This window comes from Rhizobium leguminosarum bv. trifolii WSM2297 (assembly GCF_000271845.1).
On sequence record NZ_JH719395.1, the window covers coordinates 3,098,837 to 3,124,562 of the forward strand.

A 25,726-nucleotide genomic window follows, 5' to 3' on the forward strand; every position below is an offset into this window, starting at 1 on the left:
TATCAAAATGGACGATAGGAAATTCCATGTCGGGCTGATCGGCGCAGACATTCAGATGTCGAAGTCGCCGGCTCTCCACGAGACCGAAGCACACCAGCTTGGACTAGAATATCGGTACGAGCTTCTCGATCTATCCGAGCGCGGTCTTCCCGCATCTGCGCTGCCAGACCTTCTAGACGAGATCGAGCGCCGGGGCTTTGCGGGAAGCAACATTACCCATCCGTGCAAGCAGACCGTCATCGCACACCTGACCGACCTGTCGGAAGATGCCCAGATGCTCGGCGCAGTCAACACGGTCGTGCTTCGCAATGGAAAGCGGATCGGGCACAACACCGATTGGTATGGTTTTTATAAGAATTTCGAGCGCGGATTGCCGGATGTTGCCAAAGCACATGCGGTCCTGCTCGGCGCCGGCGGCGCGGGAGTCGCAGTCGCGCACGCAGCCATCAAACTCGGAATCGAGATGCTTTCGATCTTCGACCAGGACGCAAATCGCGCCGCCACGCTTGCCGATCAGCTCAACCGGCGTTTCTCCAAAAGGTGCGCGCAGCCGATCAGGGATGTCAGCGCCAAGCTCGCTTCGGCCGACGGGCTGATCCACGCCACGCCGACGGGTATGCGAAGCCATCCCGGCATTCCGATCGACCCGGAATCGCTTCAGTCGCGTCACTGGGTCGCTGATATCGTCTACATGCCGCTTGTGACCGAGCTTCTGGCTTTGGCCGAGAAGAAGGGCTGCAGAACGCTGCCCGGTGGTGGAATGACGGTATTCCAGGCCGCCGCCGCGTTCGAATTGTTCACGAGCGTGGAGCCGGACGCGGAACGAATGTCGCGTCACTTCGAAGAATTGTGCCGAGCTGGAGTGTGATCGGGAGGGCATGCGATGCCGCATATCATTATCGACTATAGCCGGGGCGCTGCCGAACGCGTCGTTATCGACGAGCTGACCAGAGCGGTGCATCGCCGAGTCCGCGACGGGGGCCTGGTGAAGCCTACTATAGTTCGCACATTCGCCAGAGAAGCGACTTTCTCCTGCGTCGGTGATGAACATGCCGACAATCACTTCATTCAAATAATTGTGCGCATGGCTCCCGGACGGTCGGCGGAGACCAAACGAGAACTGCTGAAAGCGGTTCTCGACGCCGCGCACGATGTCGCAGCGCCCGCATTGCAGGAAGGGCGACTGGGGCTTCGCGCCGACCTCTACGAATCCGATCCGAATTTCGCATTCCAGGAAATAGCATTCGCCTGAACCCGTCGATACTTTCACAGGGATAATTGCAATGAGCCTGATCTACGTTCTTAACGGCCCAAACCTCAATCTGCTCGGCAAGCGCCAGCCTGACATCTACGGCCACGAGACGCTGGCGGACGTCGAGGCCGCCTGCCGAAGGCTGGCATCGGAACTCGGACACGAGCTCCGCTTCCACCAGAGCAACCGCGAATATGAAGTCATCGACTGGATCCATGAAGCGCGTGAGGATGGAGCCGGCATCGTGATCAATCCAGCTGCATTCACGCACACCTCGCTTGCCATCCTCGACGCTCTGAATACGTTCGAAGGTCCCGTCATCGAGATCCATATCTCCAACGTGCATAAGCGCGAAAGCTTCCGCCACCACTCCTTTGTCTCCCACAGGGCAGACGGCGTAATCGCCGGCCTTGGGACGGAAGGTTACCAGCTCGGTATCCGCCGCGTCGCGACTGTCCTAAAGACCTCGAAGAACGGCTGACACAGAATGGTCGACCAGGTCAAACTGTCAGGGATCTGCGAAACCGTAAGGAAAACGGCGCGGCTTTCGCCGCGCCGTCCTCACTCAGCTGCCAACGCCGGCGGATGTCTGTCATCCGCCTCTTCCTGGATGGCGTCGGCATCCCGGCCTGGCTCGTCCTTTGCCTTCGGCTCGCGGCCGAAGAAAAGAGCGTAACCGGCGGGCAGAACCAGAATGGTGAGCACTGTTGCAACCAGGATGCCGCCCATCATCGCGTAGGCGAGCGGGCCCCAGAAGACGCCGCGCGAGATCGGGATCAGCGCCAGGACGGCGGTCAGCGCCGTCAGCATGATCGGCCGGAAACGCCGCACGGCAGCACCGACGATCGCCTCCTGCCGGTGCATGCCGGCCTTGATATCCTGGTCGATCTGGTCGACCAGGATGATCGAATTGCGCATGATGATGCCGAGCAGCGCGATGACGCCGAGGATCGCGACGAAGCCAAAGGGCGCGCCGCTGATCAGCAAGGCGGCCGCCGCCCCGATAATGCCGAGCGGCCCAGTGGCGAGCACCAGCATCGCCTTGCCGAAATGCTGCAGCTGCACCATCAGCAGCACGATGATGACGGCAAGCATGATTGGCGCCTTGGCGGCGATCGACATCTGGCTTTCCGCCGCATCCTCGGCGCCACCCTGGATCTCGACATTATAGCCGGCCGGCAGCCTGTCGCGCAGGTCCTTCATATCGGCATACATCTTCATGACGACGTCATTCGGCTGCACGCCATCCGGCAGCGTCGCCCGCACGGTGATCGTCGGCAGCCTGTTGCGCCGCCATTCGATGCCCTGCTCCATGACAGGCACGACCTTGGCGACCTGCGAGACCGGCACGAAGCCGCCGAAATCCGTCGGGACATAGACCGAGTTGACGGCCGACAGCAGCGAACGGCTGGCATCCGGTTCGCGGGCGACGATCGAGACCGTCTCCTCGCCGTCGCGGAAATCGTCGAGCGCCGCTCCCGACATGGCCGTCTGCAGCATCTGGCGGACGCGCTGCGAAGTGACGCCGAGCGCCCGTGCACGGTCCTGGTCGATCACCAGCTTCATCGCCGGCACCGGCTCCAGCCAGTCGTCATGGATGGCGCCGAGCATCGGATTGGCTTCAAAGCGCGCCTTCACCTGATCGGCGATCGCTCGCACTTCCTGGCGGTCAGGCCCCATGACGCGCATCTGCACCGGCCAGCCTGTGGGCGGGCCGAGGAAGAGCCGGTCGACCTTGCCGCGGATCGACGGGAAGTCTTCCGCAAGGATGGTGCGCAGCTTGACGATCAGCCTTTCGCGGGCCGGTTCGTCATTGGCCATGACGAGAAGCTGGGCGAAGTTCGGATTGCGCAGCTGCTGGTCGAGCGGCAGGAAGAAGCGCGGCGCGCCTTCGCCGATATAGGTGGCGATGAACTTCTTGTCGGGATCATCCATCATCTTGGCTTCGAGCGCCTTGGCCTGAACCTCGACTTCTTTGATGCTGGTGCCCTCGGGCAGCCAGAGATCGACGAGGATTTCCGGCCGCGAGGATTGCGGGAAGAAATTCTGCGGAATGAACTGGAAGGCCCACAGGCTGGTGGCGAAGGTGCCGAGCGTCAGGAGCAGCACGATGACCCGGTGGCGAACCGCCCAGCCGACCGTGCCGCGCAGCCGGCGATAGAAGCGTGTATCAAAGGCGTCATGATGCTCGCCGGCGTGATGGCGTTGCTTGAGGATCATATAGCCGAGCCACGGCGTGAAATAGACCGCGACGAACCACGAGGTGACCAGCGCGATGCCGACGACGTAGAACAGCGAACGCACATACTCGCCGGCCGTCGATGCGGCGAAGCCGACGGGAATGAAGCCGGCCGTGGTGATCAGCGTGCCCGTCAGCATCGGGAAGGCGGTCGAGGAATAGGCAAAGCTTGCCGCTTCGATCTTGACCAGCCCCTCCTCCAGCTTTCGCTCCATCATCTCGACGACGATCATCGCATCGTCGACCAGCAGGCCGAGCGCGATGATCAGCGCGCCAAGCGAGATGCGCTGCAGGTCGATGCCGAGTTCATACATCAGCGCGAAGGTGGCGGCGAGCACCAGCGGAATGGCGATGGCGATGACGAGGCCCGAGCGCCAGCCGATCGACAGGAACGAGACCACAAGCACGATGACAAGCGCTTCGCCGAGCGCATGCATGAATTCGCTGACCGCATCCGTCACCACGTCGGGCTGGTTGGCGATCTGGTCAACGGCGACGCCATAAGGCAGTGCTTCTTCGAAGCGCTGGTAGGTTGCCTCGACGCCCTTGCCGACATCGGTCACATTGAAGCCCTTGGCCATCACGACGCCGACCTGAACGCTGTCATGGCCGTTGAAACGATATTTGCGCTGATAGGGATCTTCGAGCCCGGAACTGACGGTGGCGATATCGCCGAGCCGTGTCACCTGGCCGCCGGCGCGAAGGCGCAACTCGCGGATATCCTCCGCCTTCTTGACGTCGCCTTCGACGGAGATGCGCACCGAACGCAGGCCGGTATCGACGGAGCCTGCCGGATCGATAGCGTTCTGGCCCTTGATGGCGTTTTGCAGATCGAGGATCGTCAGGCCGCGCTCGGCGAGCGCCTTGGACGAGACGTCGATATAGATCTTCTCAGGCTGGTCGCCGATGATCACGGCTTTCTCGACGCCCGGTGTCGTCAACAGCATGTCGCGCGCCTGGATCGCGAATTTCTTCAGTTCCGGATAGGAATAACCGTCGCCGCTGATCGAATGCAGCGTGATGAAGGTATCGCCGAATTCATCGTTGAAATAGGGGCCCAGCAGGCCCTGCGGCAGCTCGCTGGAGATGTCGCCGACCTTCTTGCGCACCTGGTAGAAGGCATCCGCCACATCCTTCGAATTGGTGTCGCCCTTGACCTGCAGGGTGATGATCGCGCTGCCGGCCCTTGTATAGGATTTGACCCAGTCGATATGCGGGGTTTCCTGCAGTTTGCGCTCGATCTTGTTGACGACCTGGTCTTCCATTTCCTGGATGGAAGCGCCCGGCCAGATCGCCTGCACGACCATGACGCGGAAGGTGAATTCGGGATCCTCACGCTGGCCCATGCGCATCAGACCGAGCACGCCGGTGATGATGATCAGCCCGAAGAGGAAGCGGGCAATGCTCGGGTGACCGATCGCCCAGCGCGACAGATTGAAGGGCCGCTTTTCGGTGGTGTTGGCGTCCATGGTTTTCTTCCTTTGCGACGCAATCAGCGGACGGTCTGGTCCGTGTCGGCCAGCGCCGACTGCTGGTCCGGCACCTTCACCTTCAGGTTTTCGCTCATGAACTGCGTGCCGGCGGAAACGACGAGATCGCCGATATCGAGGCCGTCGGTCACGTGCACGCCGTCACCGGTGAAATCGGCAACCTTGATGTCGCGGCCGTGCACGGTCGCCGTATCGCGGTCGACGGTCCAGACCATCTGCTTGCCGTCCTTCTCAGCCAGAGCGCTGAGCGGGATCGAGACATAGCTGTTGGCGTTGCTGACATCGGCTTCGATCGTCGCCGTCATGCCGAGCAATACCTGCGGATCGTTCGGCAGACTCACCCGAACTGCAAAGGTACGCGACTGCTGGTCGGCGCTGCCTGAAACCTCACGCACCTTGCCGTCGAGCACCAATTTGTCGTCGGCCCAGAAACTTGCCCTGACTGTCTTGCCAGGCTTGAATTCGGCGATATCGTTTTCCGGAACCGCAATCTGCACTTCTTTCTCACCGTCGACGGCGACGGTGACGACCGGAGTGCCTGACGCAACGACCTGGCCGACATCGGCATTGATCGTCGTGACAATCCCGTTGTAGTCGGCCTTCAGCTCCGCATAGCTCACCTGGTTCTTCGCCTGATCGAGCGCCGAGGCGGCGGCATCGCGGCTTGAAACGGCCTGATCGTAACTGAGCGACGCCTGTTCGAGCTGAGATTTCGGCGAAACATTCTTGTCGAAGAGCTGCTGATTGCGCTTGTTGACCAGATCGGCGGTTTCGACGCCCTTTTCAGCGGCTGCGAGATTGGCTTCCGCCGTCTTGACGGCGAGCTGGTAATCGGTGGAGTCCATCCGGGCGAGCACGTCGCCCGGCTTCACCTTGTCGCCGATATCGACGAGGCGCTCGGTGATCTTGCCGGCGACGCGAAACCCGAGGTTCATCTCCGTGCGCGCCTTGACCGAGCCCGAGTAGTCGAGCTTGCGCGTGTCGCCGGCCTTGGCGATCTCGACGACCTTCACCGGCCGGATGACTTGTTTGACCTCAGCCTTCTCTTCCGAGCAGGCGGAAACGCCGATGCCGATGGCGCCGACAAGCGCTAGGGTGGTGACGGACGGCATGCGATGGCTGAGGGTCTTGAGCGAAAACATCGTCCGCACTCCTGGAACGTTTCGGGGGGTCGACGGCGGCGGCCGTCCGTTATTTCTTCAGCGCCCTGATCACGTAGTCGATCAGTTCGTCGACGCTGGCGCGGTTGGTTTTGGCAAGACATTGCGCCACCATCTGCGGGTGGCAGAGATTGATCGTCGCCGCGCCGAAGCAACGCGAGGCAACGACCGGGTCCTGCTCGGCGAATTCTCCGGCTGCAATGCCTTCGGCGATGATTTCGGCAATCAGATCATGAACCCGATCGATATGTTTCTCGATGACGTGCCAGTCGCGTTCGATCGCGACGATGATCATCTCGTGCACCTTCATCTCGTCGAGCATCAGATCGAGCGTCAACTGATGCTGGGTCGCGACATAGCGACGCAACCTCTCCTCGGCGCTGACCGGCTGGTGACGAATGTCGTAGGCGATCTGATAGGCTGTGGCGAGCATGCGGCCGCAAAGCGCCTGGTGGATTTCCACCTTGGAGGCGAAGAAACGATAAATATTGGCTGGCGACATGCCGAGATCGCGGGCGATGTCGGCCACCGTCGTCTTGCTGTAGCCGTAGTGACGGAACAGCCGCTCGGCCGCATCGAGAATGCGTGTGACATTCTCCTGCCGGGTGACGTCGAGCGTGTTTTCCGCGATGTCGTTCATGAGTTTGATGCCTCGAATTACGACTGACGATTTTTGAATTTCGTCAGTCGTAAATTATCAGGCGTCATTTGTCAACACGCCGCGGAGCGGCATCAGCGCTCGGCAGAGACGATCCTGTACGTCCATCTACACGATATGAGGGATTTTCCGAAGCAATAAACGCAATTAAAAAGTGCCGCGACGAAAATTGCGCGCGGCACTTCTTCGGCGGCAGATGAGATCAGGCGAGCTTGACGTCGAGCGTGATCGGAACGGCAGCGAGCGCCTTGGAAATCGGGCAGCCGGCCTTCGCCTTGTTGGCAAGTTCGGTGAAGGTCGCCTCATCGGCGCCGGGAATGCGGCCGGAGAGCGAAAGATGGATGGCGGTGATGGCGAAGCCGCCCTCGACGCTTTCCAGCGTCACCTTGGCAGAGGTTTCCATATGCTCGGCGGTAAAGCCGGCTTCACCGAGGATCAAAGACAGCGCCATGGTGAAGCAGCCGGCATGGGCAGCACCGATCAATTCTTCCGGGTTGGTGCCGGGAATGCCTTCGAAGCGGCTTGCAAAGCCGTAGGGATAATCCTTCAGGGCGCCGCTCTGTGTCGAGATCAGCCCCTTGCCGTCTTTGAGGCCACCGGTCCAATGGGCCGAAGCCGTACGATTGATCTGCATGCCGTCCTCCTGTTTCGATTGTGCTCTCAGGGCATGATGCCGAAAAATGTCAGCGGTTTTCGGAGAGCATCATGCCTCACTATTTCCAGCAAGCGGCAGGGCGCCGCTCCATGCCTGCGGGAGATGTCTTAGCCTCCCGACAGGCAATATAATGCTCTATCCCGAGAAGACGACAGGCTTGTAAAAATCTGCTGTAATGCGGGTCTCGTCAGGCGGGATGCTGCAGTACGCTGAGACCGCCGTCGATCGTCAGGCAGGTGGCATTCATGAACGGACACTCGTCCGAGATCATGAATACCGCCGCCATGGCGATCTCCTCCGGCGCCGCGATCCGTCCGCCGGGATGCAGTTTCAACGTTTCGGCCTTTGCCGCCTCCGGATCGGCGAAGCCGGCCCAGTAGTCGATCACCTTCTGTGTCGAGACATAGCCCGGCGCCAGCGCATTCACGCGGATATTGCGGGCCGCATATTCGAGACCGAGCGATTTCGTCATCCCGAGCAGCGCGTGTTTTGCCAGCGGATAGGGAAAGGTGTGCGGGATAATGGTGAAGGCATGCGTCGAGGCGATGTTGAGGATGACGCCGCCGCCCTGTTCGATCAAGCCGGGCAGCACCGCCTTGCAACAGTTCCACGCACCCTTGAGATTGATGTCGAAGCAGCGGTGCCATTCGTCGTCCGTCGTCTCGAGCGGATCGGCAAAGACGTTGACCCCGGCATTGTTGACGAGCGCGTTCAGCTGCCCGATCTCTTTGCTTGCTCGCGCCACCGCCGTCGCGATCGTTCCGGCATCGGTAATATCGGCCGGCAGATAACCAAGCCGTCCGCCGCTGCTCTCAAGCTTTTTCGCCGCCTCCGCCAGCAGCGCGCCGTCACGGTCGATGAGAAAGACAGCGGCATTTTCCCGCAGGAAAGCCTCCGCGATCGCAAGGCCGATACCCTGCGCGGCGCCGGTTATCAGGATGTTCTTGCCCTGCAGGCGGTCGCCCATCTTTCACCCCTCCGGTTGAGCCGGCAGCGCCGACATCTGGACCGTCACCTTGCCGGCAAGAACGTCCCCCGGCGCAAGCGGCGTGAGCCCACCGAAACCAGGCAGGTGGTGGCCGTTCGGCAGGTGGCTCATCGGCTCGAGACAGAAGAAGTCGCTGCGGTCGACCGGCATGTAGAGCATGAAGCGATCGAGCGCGCCGTCGGCTTCCAACGCCGCCTGAATTCCGAGTTCCGGCCAGGCGATGGCAGCCCGCCCATTCCAGCCCTCGAATGCATTGTTCATCCATTTCTGCGGCAACAGCTTGCCGGACTTGAAGTCGAAATCGCCGGGCACAGGGCCGGGCTTTTCAGGGAGATGGTCCGGCCGCTCGCTCCAATAACGATCGGCCGCAATCGTCAGTCGCGTCTTTGGCGTCCGGACGAAGAAAGGGTGTTGACCGAGCCCGAAGGGAAGCGCCGCTTCGCCGCGGTTTTCGACGGAAAGCGTCAGCACCAGTGCATCGCCGGCGAGACGGATCTCCTGCCGGGTCAGGTAGGCATAGGGTGAAACCTCGTCGGCGCTACGGGAAAAGCAGAACTGCGCATGCTCCGCGCTGGCCTCTTCAAGCTGCCAGAGGCCGAGCCAGCCGTCGCCGTGCCGATAGAGCGGATCGGACGTATTCGGCTGGAAGACATAGTCGCGTCCGGCAAAGGACATGGCGTTGCCTTCGACGCGATTGCCGAACGGCACCATCGCAAAATTCGCCATCGCACCAACCGGCCCGCCGGCCGCCACGAGAAAGGGCGTGTCCCGATAGGTCGCGGCGGTGACGGCAGCACCCCGTCGGCTCACCCGAACGGCGAGCTCGCCGTGCCTGAGTTCGATGTCGCTCCCGGTTCGTTCTTGGTTCATCCACGTCGTCCCGCAGCCGAAGATCTCAAATTGTCGAGCAGCACGGCGATCAGCAGGATCAACCCGCGCACGACATACTGATAGAATGCCTGGATATTCAGCAGATTCATAACGTTTTCGGCAATGCCCATGATCAGCACGCCGACGATGACGCCGCTCATCGCCGCCCGGCCTCCGGCAAGCGAAACGCCGCCGAGAACGCAGGCCGAAATGACCGAAAGCTCAAGTCCGGTCGCCGCATTCGGCTGGCCGGAGGTGATGCGCGAGGCAAGCAGGATGCCGGCAATGCCGCAGACGAGCCCCTGCAGCGCAAAGATCCAGATGCGCATGTTGACGACGTTGACGCCGGCAAGCCGCGACGCCTCGGGATTGCCGCCGATCGCCAGCGTGTTCTTGCCGAAAACGGTGCGATTGAGCACGAAACCGAAGAGCAGAAAAAGCATCAGCATGATCCAGATCGGCGTCGGCACGGTCAGGAAGCGCGACAGGGCAAGCTGGTAGAAGGCAGGATCGTTGATGCCGACGGCGCGGCCGTCCGAGGCGATCAGCGCCAGGCCGCGCACGATCTGCATGGTTGCAAGCGTGGTGATCAGCGCATTGATCCGGAACCGGGCAATGACGATGCCGTTGACGAAGCCGACGATAGCGCCGCAGAGCAGCGCGGCCAGCAGCCCGACGGGAATGGAGCCCGTCGCATTCGAGACCATCACGGCGATCATGCCGGAGAAGGCGACGATCGATCCGACCGAAAGGTCGAAATCGCGGGAGGCCAGGCAGAACATCATCGTGCAGGCGACGATGCCGATCGTCACGACCGATTGCAGCAGCCCCAGCATGTTTCGCTCGGTCAGAAAATTCGGAACGAAAAGCGAGACGATCACGAAAGCAGCAGCGAAGATCACCACCAGCCCCTGTTCGCCGAGAAGGATTTTTTTCAACGAATTCATCGCTTGTATTCCTGATCCTAGATGGTGCCTGCGACATTCTTGTCGGGCAGTGCTGCCGTCAGGATGGCGCGTTCGTCGAAATCCCGGCGGACGACATTGGCCGCTACCCTGCCCTGGCACATCACAATGATGCGATCGGAGATGCCCATGACCTCAGGCAGCTCGCTTGATATCACCACAATCGCCATGCCTCCTGCCGCCAGCTCATAGAGGATTTCGTAGATTTCCGATTTCGCCCCGACATCGATGCCGCGTGTCGGCTCGTCGATCACGAGAACCTTGATCCCCTGCTCGGAGAGCCAGCGGCCGAGAATGACCTTCTGCTGGTTGCCGCCGGAGAGATTGATGATGTCCTGCTTGCGCGATGGCGTTCGCACCCGAAGTCGGGCAATGAACCGATCCGCCAGCGCCGCCTCTTGTCTCGGGCTCAGAATACCGAAGGGCGAGAAATGCCGGCGCGACGAAATGGCGATATTCTCTTCGATCGATCGGCCCTGAACGATACCGTCGAATTTGCGGTCCTCGGGGCAGAGCACCATGCCGGCATTGATCGCAGCCTTCGGATTGTTCGGCGAAACCGCAACGCCGTCGATCGTGACCTGACCCTGATGCCTGGTATCGGCGCCGTAAAGCAGCCGCGCCATTTCGCTGCGGCCGGCGCCGATCAGGCCGAAGAAGCCGAGGATCTCACCCTGGCGCACGGAGAAGCTGATCGGATTGCGCAGCCGTGAGCCGGATAGGCCCTTGACCTCCAGCCTGATGTCGCCGAGCGGACGTTCGCGCCAGCCCCAGACATTGCTGATCTCGCGTCCGACCATTTCCGAGATGATCTGCTCGCGCGTCGTTTCAGCGATGTCGGGATGGTGGGCGGCAAGCTTGCCGTCGCGCAGCACCGTCAGGCTGTCGCAAAGCCGAAAAATCTCGTCGAAGCGATGCGAGACGTAGAGAATGACCGTTCCCTTCGCCTTCAGCCTGTCGATGAGTGAAAACAGGATCTCGCTTTCGCGCGAGGACAGCGACGAGGTCGGCTCATCGAGCGCGATCACCCGCGCGTCGATCATGACGGCCTTGGCGATCTCGACCATCTGCCGCGCCCCGATCGAAAGCGAGGCGACCTTGGCCGAGGGATCGACATCGATGCCGATCTCGTCGAGCTTCGCCCGCACCGTCTCGATCAGCGTCTTCGAATGGATGACGCCGCCCTTGGCCGGGAAACGCCCGAGCCAGAGATTTTCGGCGACCGTCAACTCCGGAACGAGCTGCAGTTCCTGATGGATGACGATGACGCCGGCATGGAAGGCGTCGCGAACGGAGCCGTATTTCTGCTCCTCGCCGTCGATCAGGATACGGCCGTCATCGGCCGCCTGATCGCCTGATAGCACGCGGATCAGCGTCGATTTGCCGGCGCCGTTTTCGCCCATCAGCCCGTGAACGGCGCCCTTCTCAACCGTGAAGGACACGTTCGCCAGCGCCTGTACGCCGGGATAACCCTTGGAGATATCGTTGAATTCGAGGAAAGCCATCATCGCTCCGTCGAGAAGGACCCGGCGGCGTGGCCGCCAGGCTTACATCATCCTGGGAGGATGATCATTCGATGCCAAGATCCTTGCGGACCTTCTCGTAATCGCCGCGCAGCGCCAGCGAACCGGAGGTCAGAGTCAGCTTTGCCGGCTCCTTGCCGTTGGCGATCCAGTCGTACATGTTGAGCGCCGTCTCGTAGCCGTGACGCTTCGGCGAGATGATGACCGTGCCGAAAAAGCCCGTCGCCGCCGGCTTCTTGAATTCGTTGATCGCCGATTCTGCACCGCCGATGCCGACGCCGATCACGTTGGCAGCCGGGATACCGACCGACTCGGAAGCGCGGACGGCGCCGAGAACGGCCTCATCGTTGAGACCGAAAGCGACCCAGTATTTAACATCGGCATGTTTGTTGAGAACGGTGGTTGCCGCATTGAGTGCTGCTTCCGTATCCGTCTTCGCCTGCGGCGCGTCATAGATGTTTTCGGCCGGGAAGCCGGCCGACTTCAGCACCGACATCGCGCCCTCGACGCGGTCGACGGCGGTCGGCAGCTGATCGTAGGAGATACGGACCGCGCCGACATTCTTCATGTCCCAGCCGCGCTTCTTGATCTCGTCGACGATCGCCTGGCCGACGGTCTCGCCGATCTTGGTGGCCGAGATGCCCATATGCGGCACTTCTTCCAGCGGCTTGCCATCGGCGCTGACGAGGCGGTCGTCGACCGTCATCAGCTTCAACTGGTTGGCTTCGGCCTTGGCGACGATGCCGGGACCGAGCTTGACGTCGGGCGTGCAGATGATGAAGCCCTGCGCACCCTGGGCGCCGAGATTGTCGATCGCCGACTGAACCTTCTCGCCGTCTTCGGCGCCGATCTTGACGACGGTGAAGCCTTTTTCCCTCGCGGCCTGATCGGCGAATTTCCATTCGTCCTGGAACCACGGTTCTTCGGGCTGCTTGACGATGAACCCTATCTTGACGTCTGCGGAAAATGCGGAGCCGGCTGCCAAAATGGCAAAAGTGCCAGCCAGGATGGCTGCTTTGAACAAGCGCATATCTCTCTCCCTAAACTCTAAAATCGAGCAACTGCCTCCCAGGCAGCATTCAATGAATTATGACAAATCATCATACCAGTCAATTGCCAATGTATGATGATTGGAATAATAGGATTATCGAGGAGCCCGGGAGGAACGTCGCAAAGCGAACCGAATTCGGATAATGAGATTCGATTGCCTGGCGCCGGACATAGAGCGGAGAGGTGAGTTGGAAACAATCGAGCCACAGAGCGGGGCAGCAAGCCCCGGCATCGAGCGGCGCCCGCGCGTACGCCGCAACGTCACGGCAGCGATCGCTGAGGATATCTGCGCGGACCGTTATCCCTCGGGCTCACCGTTGCCCCGCGAGAACGACCTCTGCGAACTCTACGGCGTCAGCCGAACCGTCATCCGCGAATCGCTGAAAGTGCTGGAATCAAAGGGCCTCGTCCGCGGCAAACCGCGGGTCGGGACCACCGTCTGCGACAAGGACGACTGGAATATCCTCGACGCCGACGTGCTGGAATGGATCGGCCCCTACATTAAGGATTTCGACCTGCTCGGCTGCATTCTCGAAGCCCGCCGCACGATCGAGCCGGCTGCGGCCGAATATGCCGCCGAGCGCGCCAGCGCCCAGGAGATCGCCGATCTCGACCATGCCTGGCGGCAGATGCGCGACAGTGCCGGCGATCCGGAAGGTTTTACCGATGCCGACGTCCTGTTCCACACCGTCCTGCTCACCGCCAGCCACAACCAGGTCTTCCGCCGCCTGTCGAGCGCCATCCATGCTGCCCTGAAATATGCTCTGCATGCCTCCAACATCGGCGTCGAGAATCGCGAGGATGCGGTGCTCGTTCACGGCCAGTTGGTCGAGGCCCTGCGCATGCGCGACAAGGCTGGCGCCCGCGAATGCGCCAACCGCATGCTGGATCTTGCGGTGCGCGATCTTGCCGCCGCTGAAAAGGCGATCGGCAGAACGAAATGATGAACCATCGGAAATCTGCCGACGTGCCGTCGATCGCAAACCCGAGAAGAGACTGAAGAACAGCGATGAAGATCACCAAACTCACCACCTATATCGTTCCGCCGCGCTGGCTGTTTTTGAAGGTCGAGACCGACGAAGGCATCGTCGGCTGGGGCGAACCGGTTGTCGAAGGCCGGGCGCTGACCGTCGAAGCCGCCGTCCACGAATTGGAAGACTATCTGATCGGCAAGGATCCCTTCCTGATCGAGGATCACTGGACCGTGATGTATCGCGGCGGCTTCTATCGCGGTGGCGCTGCCCATATGAGCGCGATCTCGGGCATCGACCAGGCGCTGTGGGACATCAAGGGCAAGGCACTCGGCCAGCCGATCCATTCCCTGCTCGGCGGTCAGCTGCGCGACCGCATCAAGGTCTATTCCTGGATCGGCGGCGACCGTCCTTCCGATGTCGCCAACAATGCCAGGGAGGTGGTTGCCCGCGGTTTCAAGGCGATCAAGCTCAATGGCTGCGAGGAAATGCAGATCGTCGACACCAACGAGAAGGTGGAAAAGGCGGTCGAGACCATCGCCGCCATCCGCGAGGCGATCGGCCCGCATATCGGCATCGGGGTCGATTTCCACGGCCGCGTGCACAAGCCGATGGCCAAGGTTCTTGCCAAGGAGCTCGACCCGTACAAGCTGATGTTCATCGAGGAGCCGGTGCTTTCCGAAAACAAGGAAGCGCTGCGCGATATCGTCAACCATACATCGACGCCGATCGCGCTCGGCGAACGGCTGTTTTCCCGCTGGGACTTCAAGCAGGTGCTGTCGGACGGCTATGTCGACATCATCCAGCCGGATCTTTCCCACGCCGGCGGCATCACCGAATGCCGCAAGATCGCGTCGATGGCCGAGGCCTATGATGTGGCGCTGGCGCCGCATTGCCCGCTGGGCCCGATCGCGCTCGCCGCCTGCCTGCAGGTCGATGCCGTCAGCTACAATGCCTTCATCCAGGAACAGAGCCTCGGCATCCATTACAACAAAGGCAACGATATCCTCGACTACATCTCCAACAAGGAGGTGTTCCAATATGCCGACGGTTTTGTCTCGATCCCTCAAGGGCCCGGTCTCGGCGTCGAGGTCGACGAGGCCTATGTCATCGAGCGCGCCAAGGAGGGCCATCGCTGGCGCAACCCGATCTGGCGCCATGCCGACGGCAGCTTTGCCGAGTGGTAAGAGGAAAGTGGTAAGAGGAAAGGGTCGCGCAAGCGGCCCTTTTTCATGCATCCTGTCGGGTATCGACCATCTCATCCGTCATAGGGAAAGCTCAAAGAGGAGATTTCAGAATGGCCAGAGCAATCGCAATCATTGTCGCCCGCATCATTTTCAGTTTCGTCTTCTTCATGGCCGCCGGTTTCAAGTTCGCCGATATCGGCGCGACGGCAGCCTACATCACCGCCGCCGGCTTTCCGATGGCGACATTCCTGACCTGGGTCGCCGCCTTCTTCGAGATCGCCCTGGCGCTCGCCTTCATATCGGGAGCCTTCTTCACCGAGGCCAGCCTGCTGGCGGGCATCTACGTAATCTTCCTCGCCTTCGCCTTCCACGGACCATCCCATTGGCAGCAGAACCAGGCCGAGTTCGGCTTTTTCATCGATCACTTCACCTTTCTCGCCGGCCTGCTCTTTGCCGCCGTCCATGGGCCGGAGAAATGGGCAATTCGGCATAGCCTTCTCAAATAGCGCCACCGATGCGCGCTCCTTCCGGAACCAAGAGCCGTGCCGCACATTGGCTTACCGGCAAACGGCGAGGAGAGCCCGCTGATGGAGCTCAAGGGAAAGATCGCATTGGTGACAGGTGCCGGTTCCGGCATCGGCAAGGCGGCAGCACTCAGGCTCGCCTCCGAAGGAGCAAAGGTCGCCGCGCTCAGCCGCACTGCCGACGAGGTCGAAAAGACCTGCGCCGAGATCAAGGCGGCGGGCGGTGAATCGATCGCGCTGACGGCCGACACCAGCGACGAGGCTCAAATGCGCAGTGCCGTGGAACAGCTGACCGATACGTTCCACGGCATCGACATCGTTGTCGCCAATGCGGGGATCAACGGCGTCTGGGCACCGATCGACGATCTGAAGCCGGAGGAATGGGATAAGACCATCGCCGTCAATCTGCGTGGCACCTATTTGACCCTGCATCTGACCGTGCCCTATCTGAAGCGCAACGGCGGCTCGATCGTCGTCGTCTCCTCGATCAATGGCACCCGCACGTTTACCACGCCCGGCGCCACCGCCTACACCGCAACCAAGGCCGGCCAGGTTGCCATGGTTCAGCAGCTCGCACTCGAACTCGGCCGCCATGGCATCCGCGTCAATGCCGTCTGCCCCGGCGAGATCGAGACCAATATCAGCGCCAATACCGACAGCCGCCACCGTGAGGAGACGGAGGTTCCGGTCATCTGGCCGCAAGGCGATATCCCAATAGCCGGCGGCAAGGCGGGCAAGAGTGAGGATGTCGCCGAAACCATTCTGTTCCTCGCCTCCGACCGGGCTCGACACATTACCGGGACGCCGATCTGGATCGACGGCGGCCAGGGGCTGTTGCGATAGCGCCGGATCGTGCGACGATCAGGCGTTCAGCCGGGCGCCGTCGAGCGTATAGAGTTCCTGCGCGCGCTGCACGCCGCGCAGCGCATAGCGCCCGACACAGGCAATTGCCCCGCGCTGTTCCTCCGGTATCGCCGCGGCGAAATCGGAGGAGATCAGCAGGTTGAGGTCGACCGAACGGCACATCGAGGCAATGCGGCTGACTTCGTTGACGGCAGGACCGATGACCGTGAAGTCCAGCCGGTCCTGGCTGCCGATATTGCCGTAGAACACGTCACCGATATGCAGGCCGATATAGACATCCGTCGTTGGCCGATCGCCGGCCTTGCGTTCGGCGTTCAGCTCGCCGAGTTTTTGCCGCAGAAGCGCTTCGGCCTTGAGCGCCGCCCGGCAGGTCTCCGCCGGCACCTCGCCCTTGAAGATGGCGAGCACGCCGTCGCCGATCAGCTTCAGCACGTTGCCGCCGGCCTCGTGGATCGCCGAAATGACCACCTCGCTGTAATCGTTGAGCAGCGGGATGATTTCCTCGGGTGGTACACGGTCGGAAATCTTGGTGTAGTTCAGAAGATCGGAAAACCAGAGTGCCGCCGAAATCCGCTCCGATTTGCCGCGGCTGATCTTGCCTTCCATCACTTGGCGCGCCGCATCCTCGCCAAGATAGACTTCGGCGATGGTGCGGGCGATGCGCCCGAGCGCGATGCATTTGATCGCCAGCCCCAGCACCGGCACCAGCTTGCGCAGGATGGCGAGGTCGTGGTCGGAAAACCCCTCGGGGTGCTTCGTCGAGAAATTCGAGAAGAAACAATCCATCTCGCCGATCGTGCCGGCCTCGGCGAAGCGATGCATGATCGCAATGTAATCGGTATGGCCGGCCTCGGCGATCTTGTCGAGTTGGCTGAAATCGATCGGATCGCCGAAGCCGATGCGGCGGCGCACCTCCCGCTCATTACCCGACCAGAGATAATAGAAGGACGAACGCTGCCAACTCGCAGCCGCCTCGCCCGTACCCGACGGGCCATATTCGAATTCCGTCTCGACGATTTCCTCGCTGTCCCAGCGGAAGGCGCGGCCTTCATGCACCGGATGCAGCGTATCCATCAGTGCCAGGCCGCGGTCGATCCGCAGGCCGGCGTTCCGGCAGGCCGAGCAGAACCCGGTCATGAGTTCGGATTCCGAAGCACCTTTCAGTCCCTGTTCGGTAACCCAGGCCGCAATCGTGCTGACGTCGCTGTAATCCATACCGATCAACCCTTGCTCGTATTGAAGCTGTAGCCCGAAGTCGGCATCGAAGAAAGCCAATTGGCTCAAACGCCTGCCGGCATATTGTAGGGCGTGACAATTTCGACCGATGAAAGCGAGGCCGCAACTGCCCGCCCCGATGAAGCCGTCAGGCTCATGATCGCCCTGAAGGCCGAACGCGCATCGGTTCTGAGATCGTGATGCAGCACGAAACCGATGCGGCGGGCGGCAAGCAGAGCACGATTATCCGCATCGAGATCATGAGCGACGAAAACGCGGACCGGACGTTGGGCCGCATCGAAGGCCGCCAGCACCGCCCGGTTGCCGCCGCCGATCGAATAGACGGCGTTGATGGCGGGATCGGCGGCAAGCGCTGCCGCCGCAAGTATTCCCGTCGCTGCATCGGTACCGTGCCCCTCGCTGATCTCGATGATGCCGATTGCGGGATAATGGGCGCGGATGACGCGGCGAAAGCCGATTTCGCGCTCCTCCTCGCCGCGGAACCGCCCGCTCGACAGCGTCACCAGCACCTTGCCGCCGTGGCTCCCAAGCACTTCGCCGATCAGATAGGCGGCGGTCTCTCCCGCCGCCCGGTTGTCGGCGCCGGCATAGGCGATGCGCGCCGAATGCGGCAGGTCGGTCACCAGCGTCACCACCGGAATGCCGGCCGCATCCGCGCGCGCCACGGCGGCCGCCACCTCGGCGACGTCAGGCGCCTTGAGCACGATACCATCAGTGCCGCGCAGCCGGATGCGATCGAGAAGCTGCACCATCTCGGCCGGCTTCATCACCTCGGCGAAATGGAAGCGGCAGCGGAAGACGCCGGGCAGGAAGGCCGCCATCTCCGCCTCGAAGGCTGTGCGCACCGCATCGCTGAAACGCTGAGGCGTCTCCATGACGATATCGATCGCCAGCGTGCGGCCGCTGCCCATCGCGCCTGCCTGCTGCTTTTCCAGCTCGGCGATCGCCGCCTTCACCCGCACTTCCGTCTGCTGGCGCACTCCAGGCCGGCCGTTCAGCACCCGGTCGACGGTCGCGGTGCTCAATCCTGCCTGGAAGGCAATGTCCTTGACGAGAAAGCGATGGGCCATGAAATCGATCTGATGGTTTTTTGATGGATTCCTGATCTATATCACCCGGCATCGCGGCGTATAGTGCCTTCATTCGAAAGAGGAGGAGCCGCCATGAAAACCGACAACCCGCAGAAACAGCGCGCCGACCGTGTCTGGTTGAGCGAAGACAGCTGCGATCTCGAGGATTTTCGCCGCCTTGCGGAAAAGACCACCGCGCTTGCCGATTATCCCACTGCCTCTGCAGTCGAAAAAAACGTGCTGATCTATGACAGCCGCAAGGTGATGGCGGCAGCCGCGACGCCGGAGGGCCGGCGGGCTGTCCTGGCCGAAATCTGCGAGGCCTTTGGCGAAGGCCCCGGCGTCGTCGTGTTCACGCATGCCTACGAGGATACCGGCATCATCGACCGTGCCAGCGCGATCTTCGACCAGATCATCGAGGAACAGCACCGCACCGCGACCGGCGGCGGCGATCACTTCGCCAAGCCTGGCGCCAACGATCGCATCTGGAACTCACTGGAAAAACATTGCCTCGCCGATCCGGCGAATTTCGCCGAATATTACGGCAACGCCATCGTCGCACTGGCAAGCCAAGCCTGGCTCGGTCCGAGTTACCAGATGACGGCGCAGGTCAACCGCGTCAACCCGGGCGGCGCGGCGCAGTCGGCGCATCGCGACTATCATCTCGGCTTCCAGTCGTCTGAGGTGATCGAGCAGTTTCCGGCGCATGTGCACCGGCTCTCGCCGGTGCTGACGCTACAAGGTGCGGTCGCCCACTGCGACATGCCGCTCGAAAGCGGCCCGACGCTCTTCCTGCCGCACAGCCAGACTTATGTGCCGGGTTACCTCGCGCTCAAGCACCAGGAGTTCCGGAACTATTTCGAAGCCAACCACGTCCAGCTGCCCCTCGAAAAGGGCGATGTCGTGTTCTTCAACCCCGCACTTTTCCATGCTGCCGGCACCAACCGCTCGGCCGGCATCAAACGTGTCGCCAACCTCCTGCAGGTCTCCTCCGCCTTCGGCCGGGCAATGGAAACCGTCAACCGCGAGAGAATGAGCGCCATGCTCTTTCCCGCGTTGAAGACGCTGCAAGATCGGCTCTCGCCTGATGAGATCGCCAACGCCATAGCTGCCTGCGCCGAAGGTTATTCCTTCCCGACCAACCTCGACCGCGACCCGCCGCTCGGCGGCTTGGCGCCGAAGACGCAGGCGCAGCTGATGCACGAGGCGCTCAGGGAAGGCTGGAGCGACGAGGCCTTCACCACAGCGCTTGCAGAGCAGGCGCGGAAGAAGTTGAGCTGACTAAGGAGTTGGAGCACGCTCATCCGCTTTACGGGCACGATGTCTGGGCCGAGCCACGGGTCTCGACCCGTCCTGCGAACCCAGAGGTCTCCACTTGTCCCTTCGCCCCGCAAGCGGGAGAAGGTGGCGGCAGCCGGATGAGGGGCGCCCCACGCACTGACATAATAGCCTCCCGCACCCGCGGGAGGCTATTCGCAGACCATCACCAAGGAGGAACCACATGAGCACGGACCACGGCCGCCTCGACGGCAAGATCGCCATCGTCACCGGCGGCACACAAGGATTGGGCGCCACCATTGCCCGCCTCTTTGCCGAACGCGGCGCGGAAGGCATCGTCATCTGCGGCCGCAACGAAGCCAAGGGCAAAGCGAAGGCCGCGGAGATTTCGGCCGCGACTGGCGCCAGAGTCGTCTACATCAAGGCCGATCTCGGCAAGGTCGAGGATGCACAAAATGTCGTCCACGCCTGCGATGAGGCCTTCGGCCGGGTGGACGCGCTGGTCAATGCCGCCGCCATCACCGATCGCGGCACCATTCTCGACACCAGCCCCGAGCTCTTCGACGCCATGTTCGCGGTCAATGTGAGAGCGCCGTTTTTCCTGATGCAGGAGACGGTGAAGGTGATGCGCCGCGAAAAGATCGAGGGCACGATCGTCAATATCGGCTCGATGTCGGCCAAGGCAGGCCAGCCCTTCATCGCCGCCTATTGCGCCTCCAAGGGCGCATTGGAAACGCTGACGAAGAACACCGCCTATGCGCTGCTGCGCAACCGCATCCGGGTCAACGGCCTCAACATCGGCTGGATGGCTTCCGAAGGCGAGGATCGCATCCAGCGTGAATATCACGATGCACCCGCCGACTGGCTGGAGAAGGCGGCAGCAGGCCAGCCTTTCGGCCGCCTCGTCGACCCACATGAGGTGGCGCGCGCCTGCGCCTATCTGTCATCTTCAGAATCCGGCCTGATGACCGGCTCGGTCATCTGCTTCGACCAGTCGATCTGGGGCGCGTATGACGGTTCGCCGCACCCTATCGCGGCGCTCTGATAGGTCAGGCGCCCGGCATTTCCCATGCCGGGCTCTGGCACCTCCCAGGATTTGCAGCTAGGAAGGGGCGGCAGCATTCAGGGAGAAACTGGCTTGGCCGACAATCCGCTTTATGACATCCGCGATGAACGTTTTAGCGCTCTGGTCATCGGCAGCGCCGCGCTCGAAGAGCTTTATTCCGGCTGCCGCTGGACGGAAGGCCCGGTCTGGTTTTCCGACCTGAACTGCCTTCTCTGGAGCGATATCCCGAACGAACGCATGATGCGCTGGACACCGGATGGCACGGTCTCCGTCTTCCGCTCGCCCTCCAATTACATCAACGGCAATACCCGCGACCGACAGGGCCGGCTGGTCTCCTGCGAACATGGCGGCCGCCGCGTCAGCCGCACGGAAGTCGACGGCACCATCACCATTCTGGCCGACAGCTACAAGGGCAAGCGGCTGAATTCGCCGAACGATGTCGTCGTGCATTCCGATGGCGGGGTCTGGTTCACCGACCCGACCTACGGCATCCTGTCGGACTACGAGGGCCACAAGGCCGAGCCCGAGCAGCCGACCCGCAATGTCTATCGGATCGATCCTTCAAGCGGCGCGATCGACGCCGTCGTCGAGGATTTCATCCAGCCGAACGGCCTTGCCTTCTCGCCCGACGGGACGAAGCTCTACATCGCCGATTCCGGCTCGGCAAAACATGAAGTACCGCGCCACATCCGGGTTTTCGACGTCGTCGACGGCAGGCGGATCGAAAACAGCCGCTATTTCTGCAGCCTCGATGCCGGCAATCCCGATGGCTTCCGCTTCGACGTTGCCGGCAATCTCTGGACCAGTGCCGGTGACGGCGTGCACTGCTTTTCGCCCGAGGGAACGCTGCTCGGCAAGATCAGGGTGCCGCAGACGGTCTCCAATCTCACCTTCGGCGGCCCGAAGAAGAACCGGCTCTTCATCACCGCGACGCGCTCGGTCTATTCGATCTATACGAAGACCAACGGCGCACAATATCCGTAAGGATCGCGATGCCGCATGCTCGGCAGGCATCTTACAATCACCATCGTCGGCCAAGGCGGTATGGCGCGGGCACCCGCGCTGCGGCTCGGCCGCCGGATACATGTTCCGGATGACGACATGCATGAAAAAAGCTAAAGCGCGTCCCATGAATCAAATTCAATGTGAGCGCTTGCGCGGCTCGCATCCTATTGCATCAAGGAGGAATACAAGATGACCCGATTTTCACGCGCCGAACAGCGCCGCACCGCTCCTGATGCCATGACTAGGAGGGCCTGAGATGCGGTCCGTCGTTTCCTTCAACGAAGGCTGGAGTTTCCACGAGGGTTTCGGCCAGCGCCTCCTTGAGAGCTTCGACCCCGCCAGGTCGGTCAGCCTGCCCCATACCGCCGTCGAACTGCCCTTCAACTACTTCGACGAGACCAGCTATCAGCGCGCCTTCACCTATCAGAAGGTGCTGCGCTGGCTGCCGGAATTCGAGGGCCGTGAAGTCTCGCTCGTTTTCGACGCCGCCATGGCCGACAGCGTGGTCTATCTGAACGGCGAGGAAATTATCGCCCATAAGGACGGCTACACCCCTTTCGAAGCCCGCCTCACCGGCAACCTCGTCAAGGGCGAGAACCTCGTAACGGTGAAGATCGACGGCAGCGAAAACCCCGCCATTCCGCCCTTCGGCGGCCGCATTGATTATCTCACCTATGCCGGCATCTACCGCGACGTCTGGCTGAAGGTCACCGATCCGGTGTCGATCCGCAATCTCAAGATCGAAACTGCAGACGTTCTTGCCCCGGAAAAATCGGCGACCATCCGCGTCGATATTGCCAATCCTGAGGGCCGCAGCTTCTCGGCAACCGTCACTGCCACGCTGAAGCAGGCAGACGGCACGGTGATCGCCACCGCAGCGACCGAGACGATCGGCGACCGCACCAGGCTTTCCTTCGGCGGCCTCACCGGCATCACGCTTTGGGACATCACCGATCCGACGCTCTACGAGGTCACCGTCGAGCTCAGGACCGAACACGGCTCCGACCGTATCTCCACCCGCTTCGGCTTCCGCACCGCCGAATTCACCCCGGAAGGTTTCCTCCTCAACGGCAAGCCGCTGAAACTGCGCGGCCTCAACCGCCACCAGTCCTTCCCCTATGTCGGTTATGCCGCCGGCCGCTCCGCCCAGGAGCGCGACGCCGACATCATGAAGACGGTGCTGAAGTGCAATATCGTCCGCACCTCGCATTATCCGCAGTCGAAATGGTTCCTCGATCGCTGCGACGCCATCGGCCTGCTGGTTTTCGAGGAAATCCCCGGCTGGCAGCATATCGGCGATGCCGACTGGCAGAAGGAATCGATCGAAAACGTCCGCCGCATGATCGAGCGCGACTGGAACCATCCCTCGATCATCATCTGGGGCGTGCGCATCAACGAGTCGCAGGACAATCACGATTTCTATGTCGAGACCAATCGCCTCGCCCGCGAACTCGACAGCACCCGCCAGACTGGCGGCGTGCGTTACATCACCGAAAGCGAACTCCTCGAAGACGTCTACACGATGAACGACTTCATCCTCGGCAATGAGGAACTGCCGGGCGCCAACCGCCCGCGCACCGCATTGCGCAGTCAGGAGGAAAATACCGGCCTGTCCCGGAAGGTGCCGTACCTCATCACCGAGTTCAACGGCCACATGCACCCGACGAAAATCTATGACCAGGAGCAGCGTCAGGCCGAGCACGTGCGCCGTCACCTCGAAGTGCTGAACGCCGCCTATGGCGACCCCGATATCTCGGGCGCCATCGGCTGGTGCATGTTCGATTACAATACCCATAAGGATTTCGGCTCCGGCGACCGCATCTGCTATCACGGCGTCATGGACATGTTCCGCGAGCCGAAATTCGCGGCCTATGCCTATATCAGCCAGTGCGATCCCTCCGACGAGATCGTCATGAAGCCGGTGACCTTCTGGGCGCGCGGCGAACGCAACATCGGCGGCGTGCTGCCGCTGATCGTCCTGACCAATTGCGACGAGGTAGAGCTGCAATATGGCGGGCTCAGCAAGCGCATCGGCCCGGACCGCGAGAATTATCCGCATCTGCCGCATCCGCCCGTCGTGCTCGATCATCGCCACTTCACCGCCGACGAACTCGGCACCTGGGGTCTGGAATGGATCGACGGCACCTTGACCGGCTATATTGGCGGCGAGCCGGTGGCGAGCCTGACGTTTGCGGCGGATCCGCTGCCGACGACGCTGGAAATCGTCGCCGACAGCCAGACGCTGAAGGCGCGCGAACGCGACAGCACCCGGGTCATCATCCGCGCCCTCGACCAGTGCGGCCAGCGCCTGCCCTTCATGAACGACAGTATTTCGCTGAAGGTGCATGGACCCGCAAGGATCGTCGGCCCGGCCACTGTGCCGCTGCAGGGCGGCACATCAGGCTTCTGGCTGGAGGCGACAGGTCTGGTTGGCGAGATCACCGTCGAAGCGATCTCGTCGCGGTTCGCGCCGGTGACGCTCAGCGTCACGGCCGCCGCCTAACGCATCGTGTTAGAGCGCCTCGCGTCTTACCACACGCGCGGCGCTCTGATGGCCGTCACGAAATCCGCATCTGGCTCTTGGGATCGAAGAACACGGCCTTGTCGAGATTGAAGGCAAGGCGTGTGCTTTGTCCGGGAGCAATGCCGGCATCGGCGCGCAGGCGGGCGACGACGGATTTGCCGCCGAGCTTGGTGACGGCGAAGGTATCGGAGCCGGCCGGTTCGACCACCTCGATCAGGCAGTCGCCTTCGGTCAGCGAACGCGCCTTGCGGTCGGCGCCGTCGGGATCAGTCAGCGCCTCGGGGCGGATGCCGAAGATCACCTGCTTGCCGGCATAGGAGGACAGGCCGTGATTGCCTGAGACCACCGGCAGCCGGAGCGGCGCGGCATTGGCCCGCTCCAGCGAGACCTCCAGCCCGCTGGTGCCGGTCTCGACGGTGGCGTTGAGCAGGTTCATTGCCGGCGATCCCATGAAGTCGGCAACGAAGAGATTGGCCGGGCTGTTATAGATCTCGGCCGGGGTGCCGAACTGCTGCAGCACCCCGTCTTTCAGCACGGCGATCTTGGTCGCCAGCGTCATCGCCTCGATCTGGTCGTGGGTGACATAGACGAAGGTGGTGCCCATGCGCTGGTGCAGCCGCTTGATCTCGGTGCGCATGTCGACACGCAGCTTGGCGTCGAGATTGGAGAGCGGCTCGTCGAACAGGAAGACCTGCGGATTGCGCACCAGCGCCCGGCCCATGGCGACACGCTGGCGCTGGCCGCCGGAGAGCTGGGACGGCTTGCGGTCGAGCAGATGGCCGATCTGCAGCATGTCGGAGACCTGTTTGATCGCCTTGGCGCGCTCCTCCTTCGGAACGCCGCGGATCTCCATGCCGAAGGCGATGTTGCCCGCCACCGTCATGTTCGGATAGAGCGCATAGGACTGGAACACCATGGCGATGTCGCGCTTGGAGGGATGCAGCCCGCTGATGTCGCGGCCGTCGATCCTGATATCGCCAGAGGTGATCGTCTCCAGCCCGGCAATGGTGTTGAGCAGGGTCGACTTGCCGCAGCCGGACGGGCCGACCAGCACGAGAAAGCCGCCCTTTTCGAGTTCGAGGTCGATCCCCTTGAGAATGTCGACGGCGCCGAAACGCTTTCTGAGACCGGAGATTTCGAGGAAGGCCATG

Annotated in this window: 23 protein-coding genes; 11 read left to right on the forward strand and 12 right to left on the reverse strand. The window is 61.9% G+C overall.

Going from position 1 to position 25,726, the window contains the following annotated elements; all coding sequences use genetic code 11:
- Nucleotides 1-7: 7 nt before the first annotated feature.
- The 3 genes from RLEG4DRAFT_RS30215 to aroQ are packed head-to-tail and all read left to right on the forward strand — an operon-like array spanning nucleotide 8 to nucleotide 1,733.
- Nucleotides 8-868, forward strand: coding sequence for a shikimate dehydrogenase (locus tag RLEG4DRAFT_RS30215; RefSeq protein WP_003582469.1), 861 nt, complete (start codon nucleotides 8-10; stop codon nucleotides 866-868).
- A 15-nt stretch (nucleotides 869-883) separates the two neighbouring features.
- Entirely contained in the window at nucleotides 884-1,252 is a 369-nt protein-coding gene (locus RLEG4DRAFT_RS30220; RefSeq protein ID WP_003582471.1) for a 5-carboxymethyl-2-hydroxymuconate Delta-isomerase, read from the forward strand.
- 31 nt (nucleotides 1,253-1,283) lie between these two features.
- Nucleotides 1,284-1,733, forward strand: coding sequence for a type II 3-dehydroquinate dehydratase (gene aroQ / locus RLEG4DRAFT_RS30225; protein WP_003582472.1), 450 nt, complete (start codon nucleotides 1,284-1,286; stop codon nucleotides 1,731-1,733).
- Between the two features lie 80 nt (nucleotides 1,734-1,813).
- Here aroQ and RLEG4DRAFT_RS30230 read toward each other — a convergent pair whose 3' ends face one another.
- The 9 genes from RLEG4DRAFT_RS30230 to RLEG4DRAFT_RS30270 all read right to left on the reverse strand — a co-directional run bounded on the left by RLEG4DRAFT_RS30230 (nucleotide 1,814) and on the right by RLEG4DRAFT_RS30270 (nucleotide 12,830).
- Nucleotides 1,814-4,960: an efflux RND transporter permease subunit gene (locus tag RLEG4DRAFT_RS30230; RefSeq protein WP_003582474.1), complete on the reverse strand. Its 3,147-nt coding sequence runs from the start codon at nucleotides 4,958-4,960 to the stop codon at nucleotides 1,814-1,816.
- 23 nt (nucleotides 4,961-4,983) lie between these two features.
- A complete protein-coding gene (locus RLEG4DRAFT_RS30235; protein ID WP_003582475.1) occupies nucleotides 4,984-6,123 on the reverse strand; it encodes an efflux RND transporter periplasmic adaptor subunit in 1,140 nt (379 codons plus the stop codon).
- Between the two features lie 49 nt (nucleotides 6,124-6,172).
- Entirely contained in the window at nucleotides 6,173-6,781 is a 609-nt protein-coding gene (locus RLEG4DRAFT_RS30240; RefSeq protein WP_003582476.1) for a TetR family transcriptional regulator, read from the reverse strand.
- 220 nt (nucleotides 6,782-7,001) lie between these two features.
- Nucleotides 7,002-7,433 (reverse strand): OsmC family protein, encoded by a 432-nt coding sequence (locus tag RLEG4DRAFT_RS30245; RefSeq protein ID WP_003582477.1) that lies wholly within the window; start codon nucleotides 7,431-7,433, stop codon nucleotides 7,002-7,004.
- Between the two features lie 208 nt (nucleotides 7,434-7,641).
- The gene (locus tag RLEG4DRAFT_RS30250) at nucleotides 7,642-8,421 is read right to left on the reverse strand and encodes an SDR family oxidoreductase (protein ID WP_003582478.1); all 780 of its coding nucleotides are present in this window, start codon (nucleotides 8,419-8,421) and stop codon (nucleotides 7,642-7,644) included.
- A gap of 3 nt (nucleotides 8,422-8,424) precedes the next feature.
- Nucleotides 8,425-9,312, reverse strand: a complete 888-nt coding sequence (locus RLEG4DRAFT_RS30255) for an aldose 1-epimerase (protein WP_003582480.1) — start codon at nucleotides 9,310-9,312, stop codon at nucleotides 8,425-8,427.
- Nucleotides 9,309-10,259, reverse strand: a complete 951-nt coding sequence (gene araH, locus RLEG4DRAFT_RS30260) for an L-arabinose ABC transporter permease AraH (protein WP_003582482.1) — start codon at nucleotides 10,257-10,259, stop codon at nucleotides 9,309-9,311. The genes RLEG4DRAFT_RS30255 and araH overlap by 4 nt, the downstream gene beginning before the upstream one ends.
- A 17-nt stretch (nucleotides 10,260-10,276) precedes the next feature.
- A complete protein-coding gene (araG, locus tag RLEG4DRAFT_RS30265; protein ID WP_003582483.1) occupies nucleotides 10,277-11,782 on the reverse strand; it encodes an L-arabinose ABC transporter ATP-binding protein AraG in 1,506 nt (501 codons plus the stop codon).
- Nucleotides 11,783-11,846: 64 nt separating this feature from the next.
- Nucleotides 11,847-12,830, reverse strand: a complete 984-nt coding sequence (locus RLEG4DRAFT_RS30270; RefSeq protein ID WP_003582485.1) for an arabinose ABC transporter substrate-binding protein — start codon at nucleotides 12,828-12,830, stop codon at nucleotides 11,847-11,849.
- 208 nt (nucleotides 12,831-13,038) lie between these two features.
- Between RLEG4DRAFT_RS30270 and RLEG4DRAFT_RS30275 the strand changes: the two genes are divergently transcribed.
- The 4 genes from RLEG4DRAFT_RS30275 (at nucleotide 13,039) to RLEG4DRAFT_RS30290 (ending at nucleotide 16,375) form a co-directional block, all read left to right on the forward strand.
- A complete protein-coding gene (locus RLEG4DRAFT_RS30275) occupies nucleotides 13,039-13,794 on the forward strand; it encodes a FadR/GntR family transcriptional regulator (protein WP_003582487.1) in 756 nt (251 codons plus the stop codon).
- A gap of 65 nt (nucleotides 13,795-13,859) precedes the next feature.
- A complete protein-coding gene (dgoD, locus tag RLEG4DRAFT_RS30280) occupies nucleotides 13,860-15,008 on the forward strand; it encodes a galactonate dehydratase (RefSeq protein ID WP_003582488.1) in 1,149 nt (382 codons plus the stop codon).
- A gap of 110 nt (nucleotides 15,009-15,118) precedes the next feature.
- On the forward strand, nucleotides 15,119-15,514 hold the full coding sequence (locus tag RLEG4DRAFT_RS30285; RefSeq protein WP_003582489.1) for a DoxX family protein: 396 nt from the start codon (nucleotides 15,119-15,121) through the stop codon (nucleotides 15,512-15,514).
- Between the two features lie 81 nt (nucleotides 15,515-15,595).
- Entirely contained in the window at nucleotides 15,596-16,375 is a 780-nt protein-coding gene (locus tag RLEG4DRAFT_RS30290) for an SDR family oxidoreductase (protein WP_003582490.1), read from the forward strand.
- 18 nt (nucleotides 16,376-16,393) lie between these two features.
- Here RLEG4DRAFT_RS30290 and RLEG4DRAFT_RS30295 read toward each other — a convergent pair whose 3' ends face one another.
- Together RLEG4DRAFT_RS30295 and RLEG4DRAFT_RS30300 are read right to left on the reverse strand one after the other, a co-directional pair.
- Complete coding sequence (locus tag RLEG4DRAFT_RS30295; protein ID WP_003582491.1) at nucleotides 16,394-17,611, reverse strand: adenylate/guanylate cyclase domain-containing protein; 1,218 nt, start codon at nucleotides 17,609-17,611, stop codon at nucleotides 16,394-16,396.
- Between the two features lie 65 nt (nucleotides 17,612-17,676).
- Nucleotides 17,677-18,702: a LacI family DNA-binding transcriptional regulator gene (locus RLEG4DRAFT_RS30300; RefSeq protein WP_003582492.1), complete on the reverse strand. Its 1,026-nt coding sequence runs from the start codon at nucleotides 18,700-18,702 to the stop codon at nucleotides 17,677-17,679.
- A 93-nt stretch (nucleotides 18,703-18,795) separates the two neighbouring features.
- On the opposite strand from RLEG4DRAFT_RS30300, the gene RLEG4DRAFT_RS30305 reads away from it, so the two are divergent.
- The 4 genes from RLEG4DRAFT_RS30305 (at nucleotide 18,796) to RLEG4DRAFT_RS30320 (ending at nucleotide 24,554) form a co-directional block, all read left to right on the forward strand.
- A complete protein-coding gene (locus RLEG4DRAFT_RS30305) occupies nucleotides 18,796-19,983 on the forward strand; it encodes a phytanoyl-CoA dioxygenase family protein (protein WP_003582493.1) in 1,188 nt (395 codons plus the stop codon).
- 220 nt (nucleotides 19,984-20,203) lie between these two features.
- Nucleotides 20,204-21,025, forward strand: a complete 822-nt coding sequence (locus RLEG4DRAFT_RS30310; protein WP_003582496.1) for an SDR family oxidoreductase — start codon at nucleotides 20,204-20,206, stop codon at nucleotides 21,023-21,025.
- 93 nt (nucleotides 21,026-21,118) lie between these two features.
- Complete coding sequence (locus RLEG4DRAFT_RS30315; RefSeq protein ID WP_003582498.1) at nucleotides 21,119-22,030, forward strand: SMP-30/gluconolactonase/LRE family protein; 912 nt, start codon at nucleotides 21,119-21,121, stop codon at nucleotides 22,028-22,030.
- A gap of 277 nt (nucleotides 22,031-22,307) precedes the next feature.
- On the forward strand, nucleotides 22,308-24,554 hold the full coding sequence (locus tag RLEG4DRAFT_RS30320; RefSeq protein WP_003582499.1) for a glycoside hydrolase family 2 protein: 2,247 nt from the start codon (nucleotides 22,308-22,310) through the stop codon (nucleotides 24,552-24,554).
- A 55-nt stretch (nucleotides 24,555-24,609) separates the two neighbouring features.
- On the opposite strand, the gene RLEG4DRAFT_RS30325 is transcribed toward RLEG4DRAFT_RS30320, so the two are convergent.
- Entirely contained in the window at nucleotides 24,610-25,725 is a 1,116-nt protein-coding gene (locus RLEG4DRAFT_RS30325) for an ABC transporter ATP-binding protein (protein ID WP_003582500.1), read from the reverse strand.
- Nucleotide 25,726: the final 1 nt, after the last annotated feature.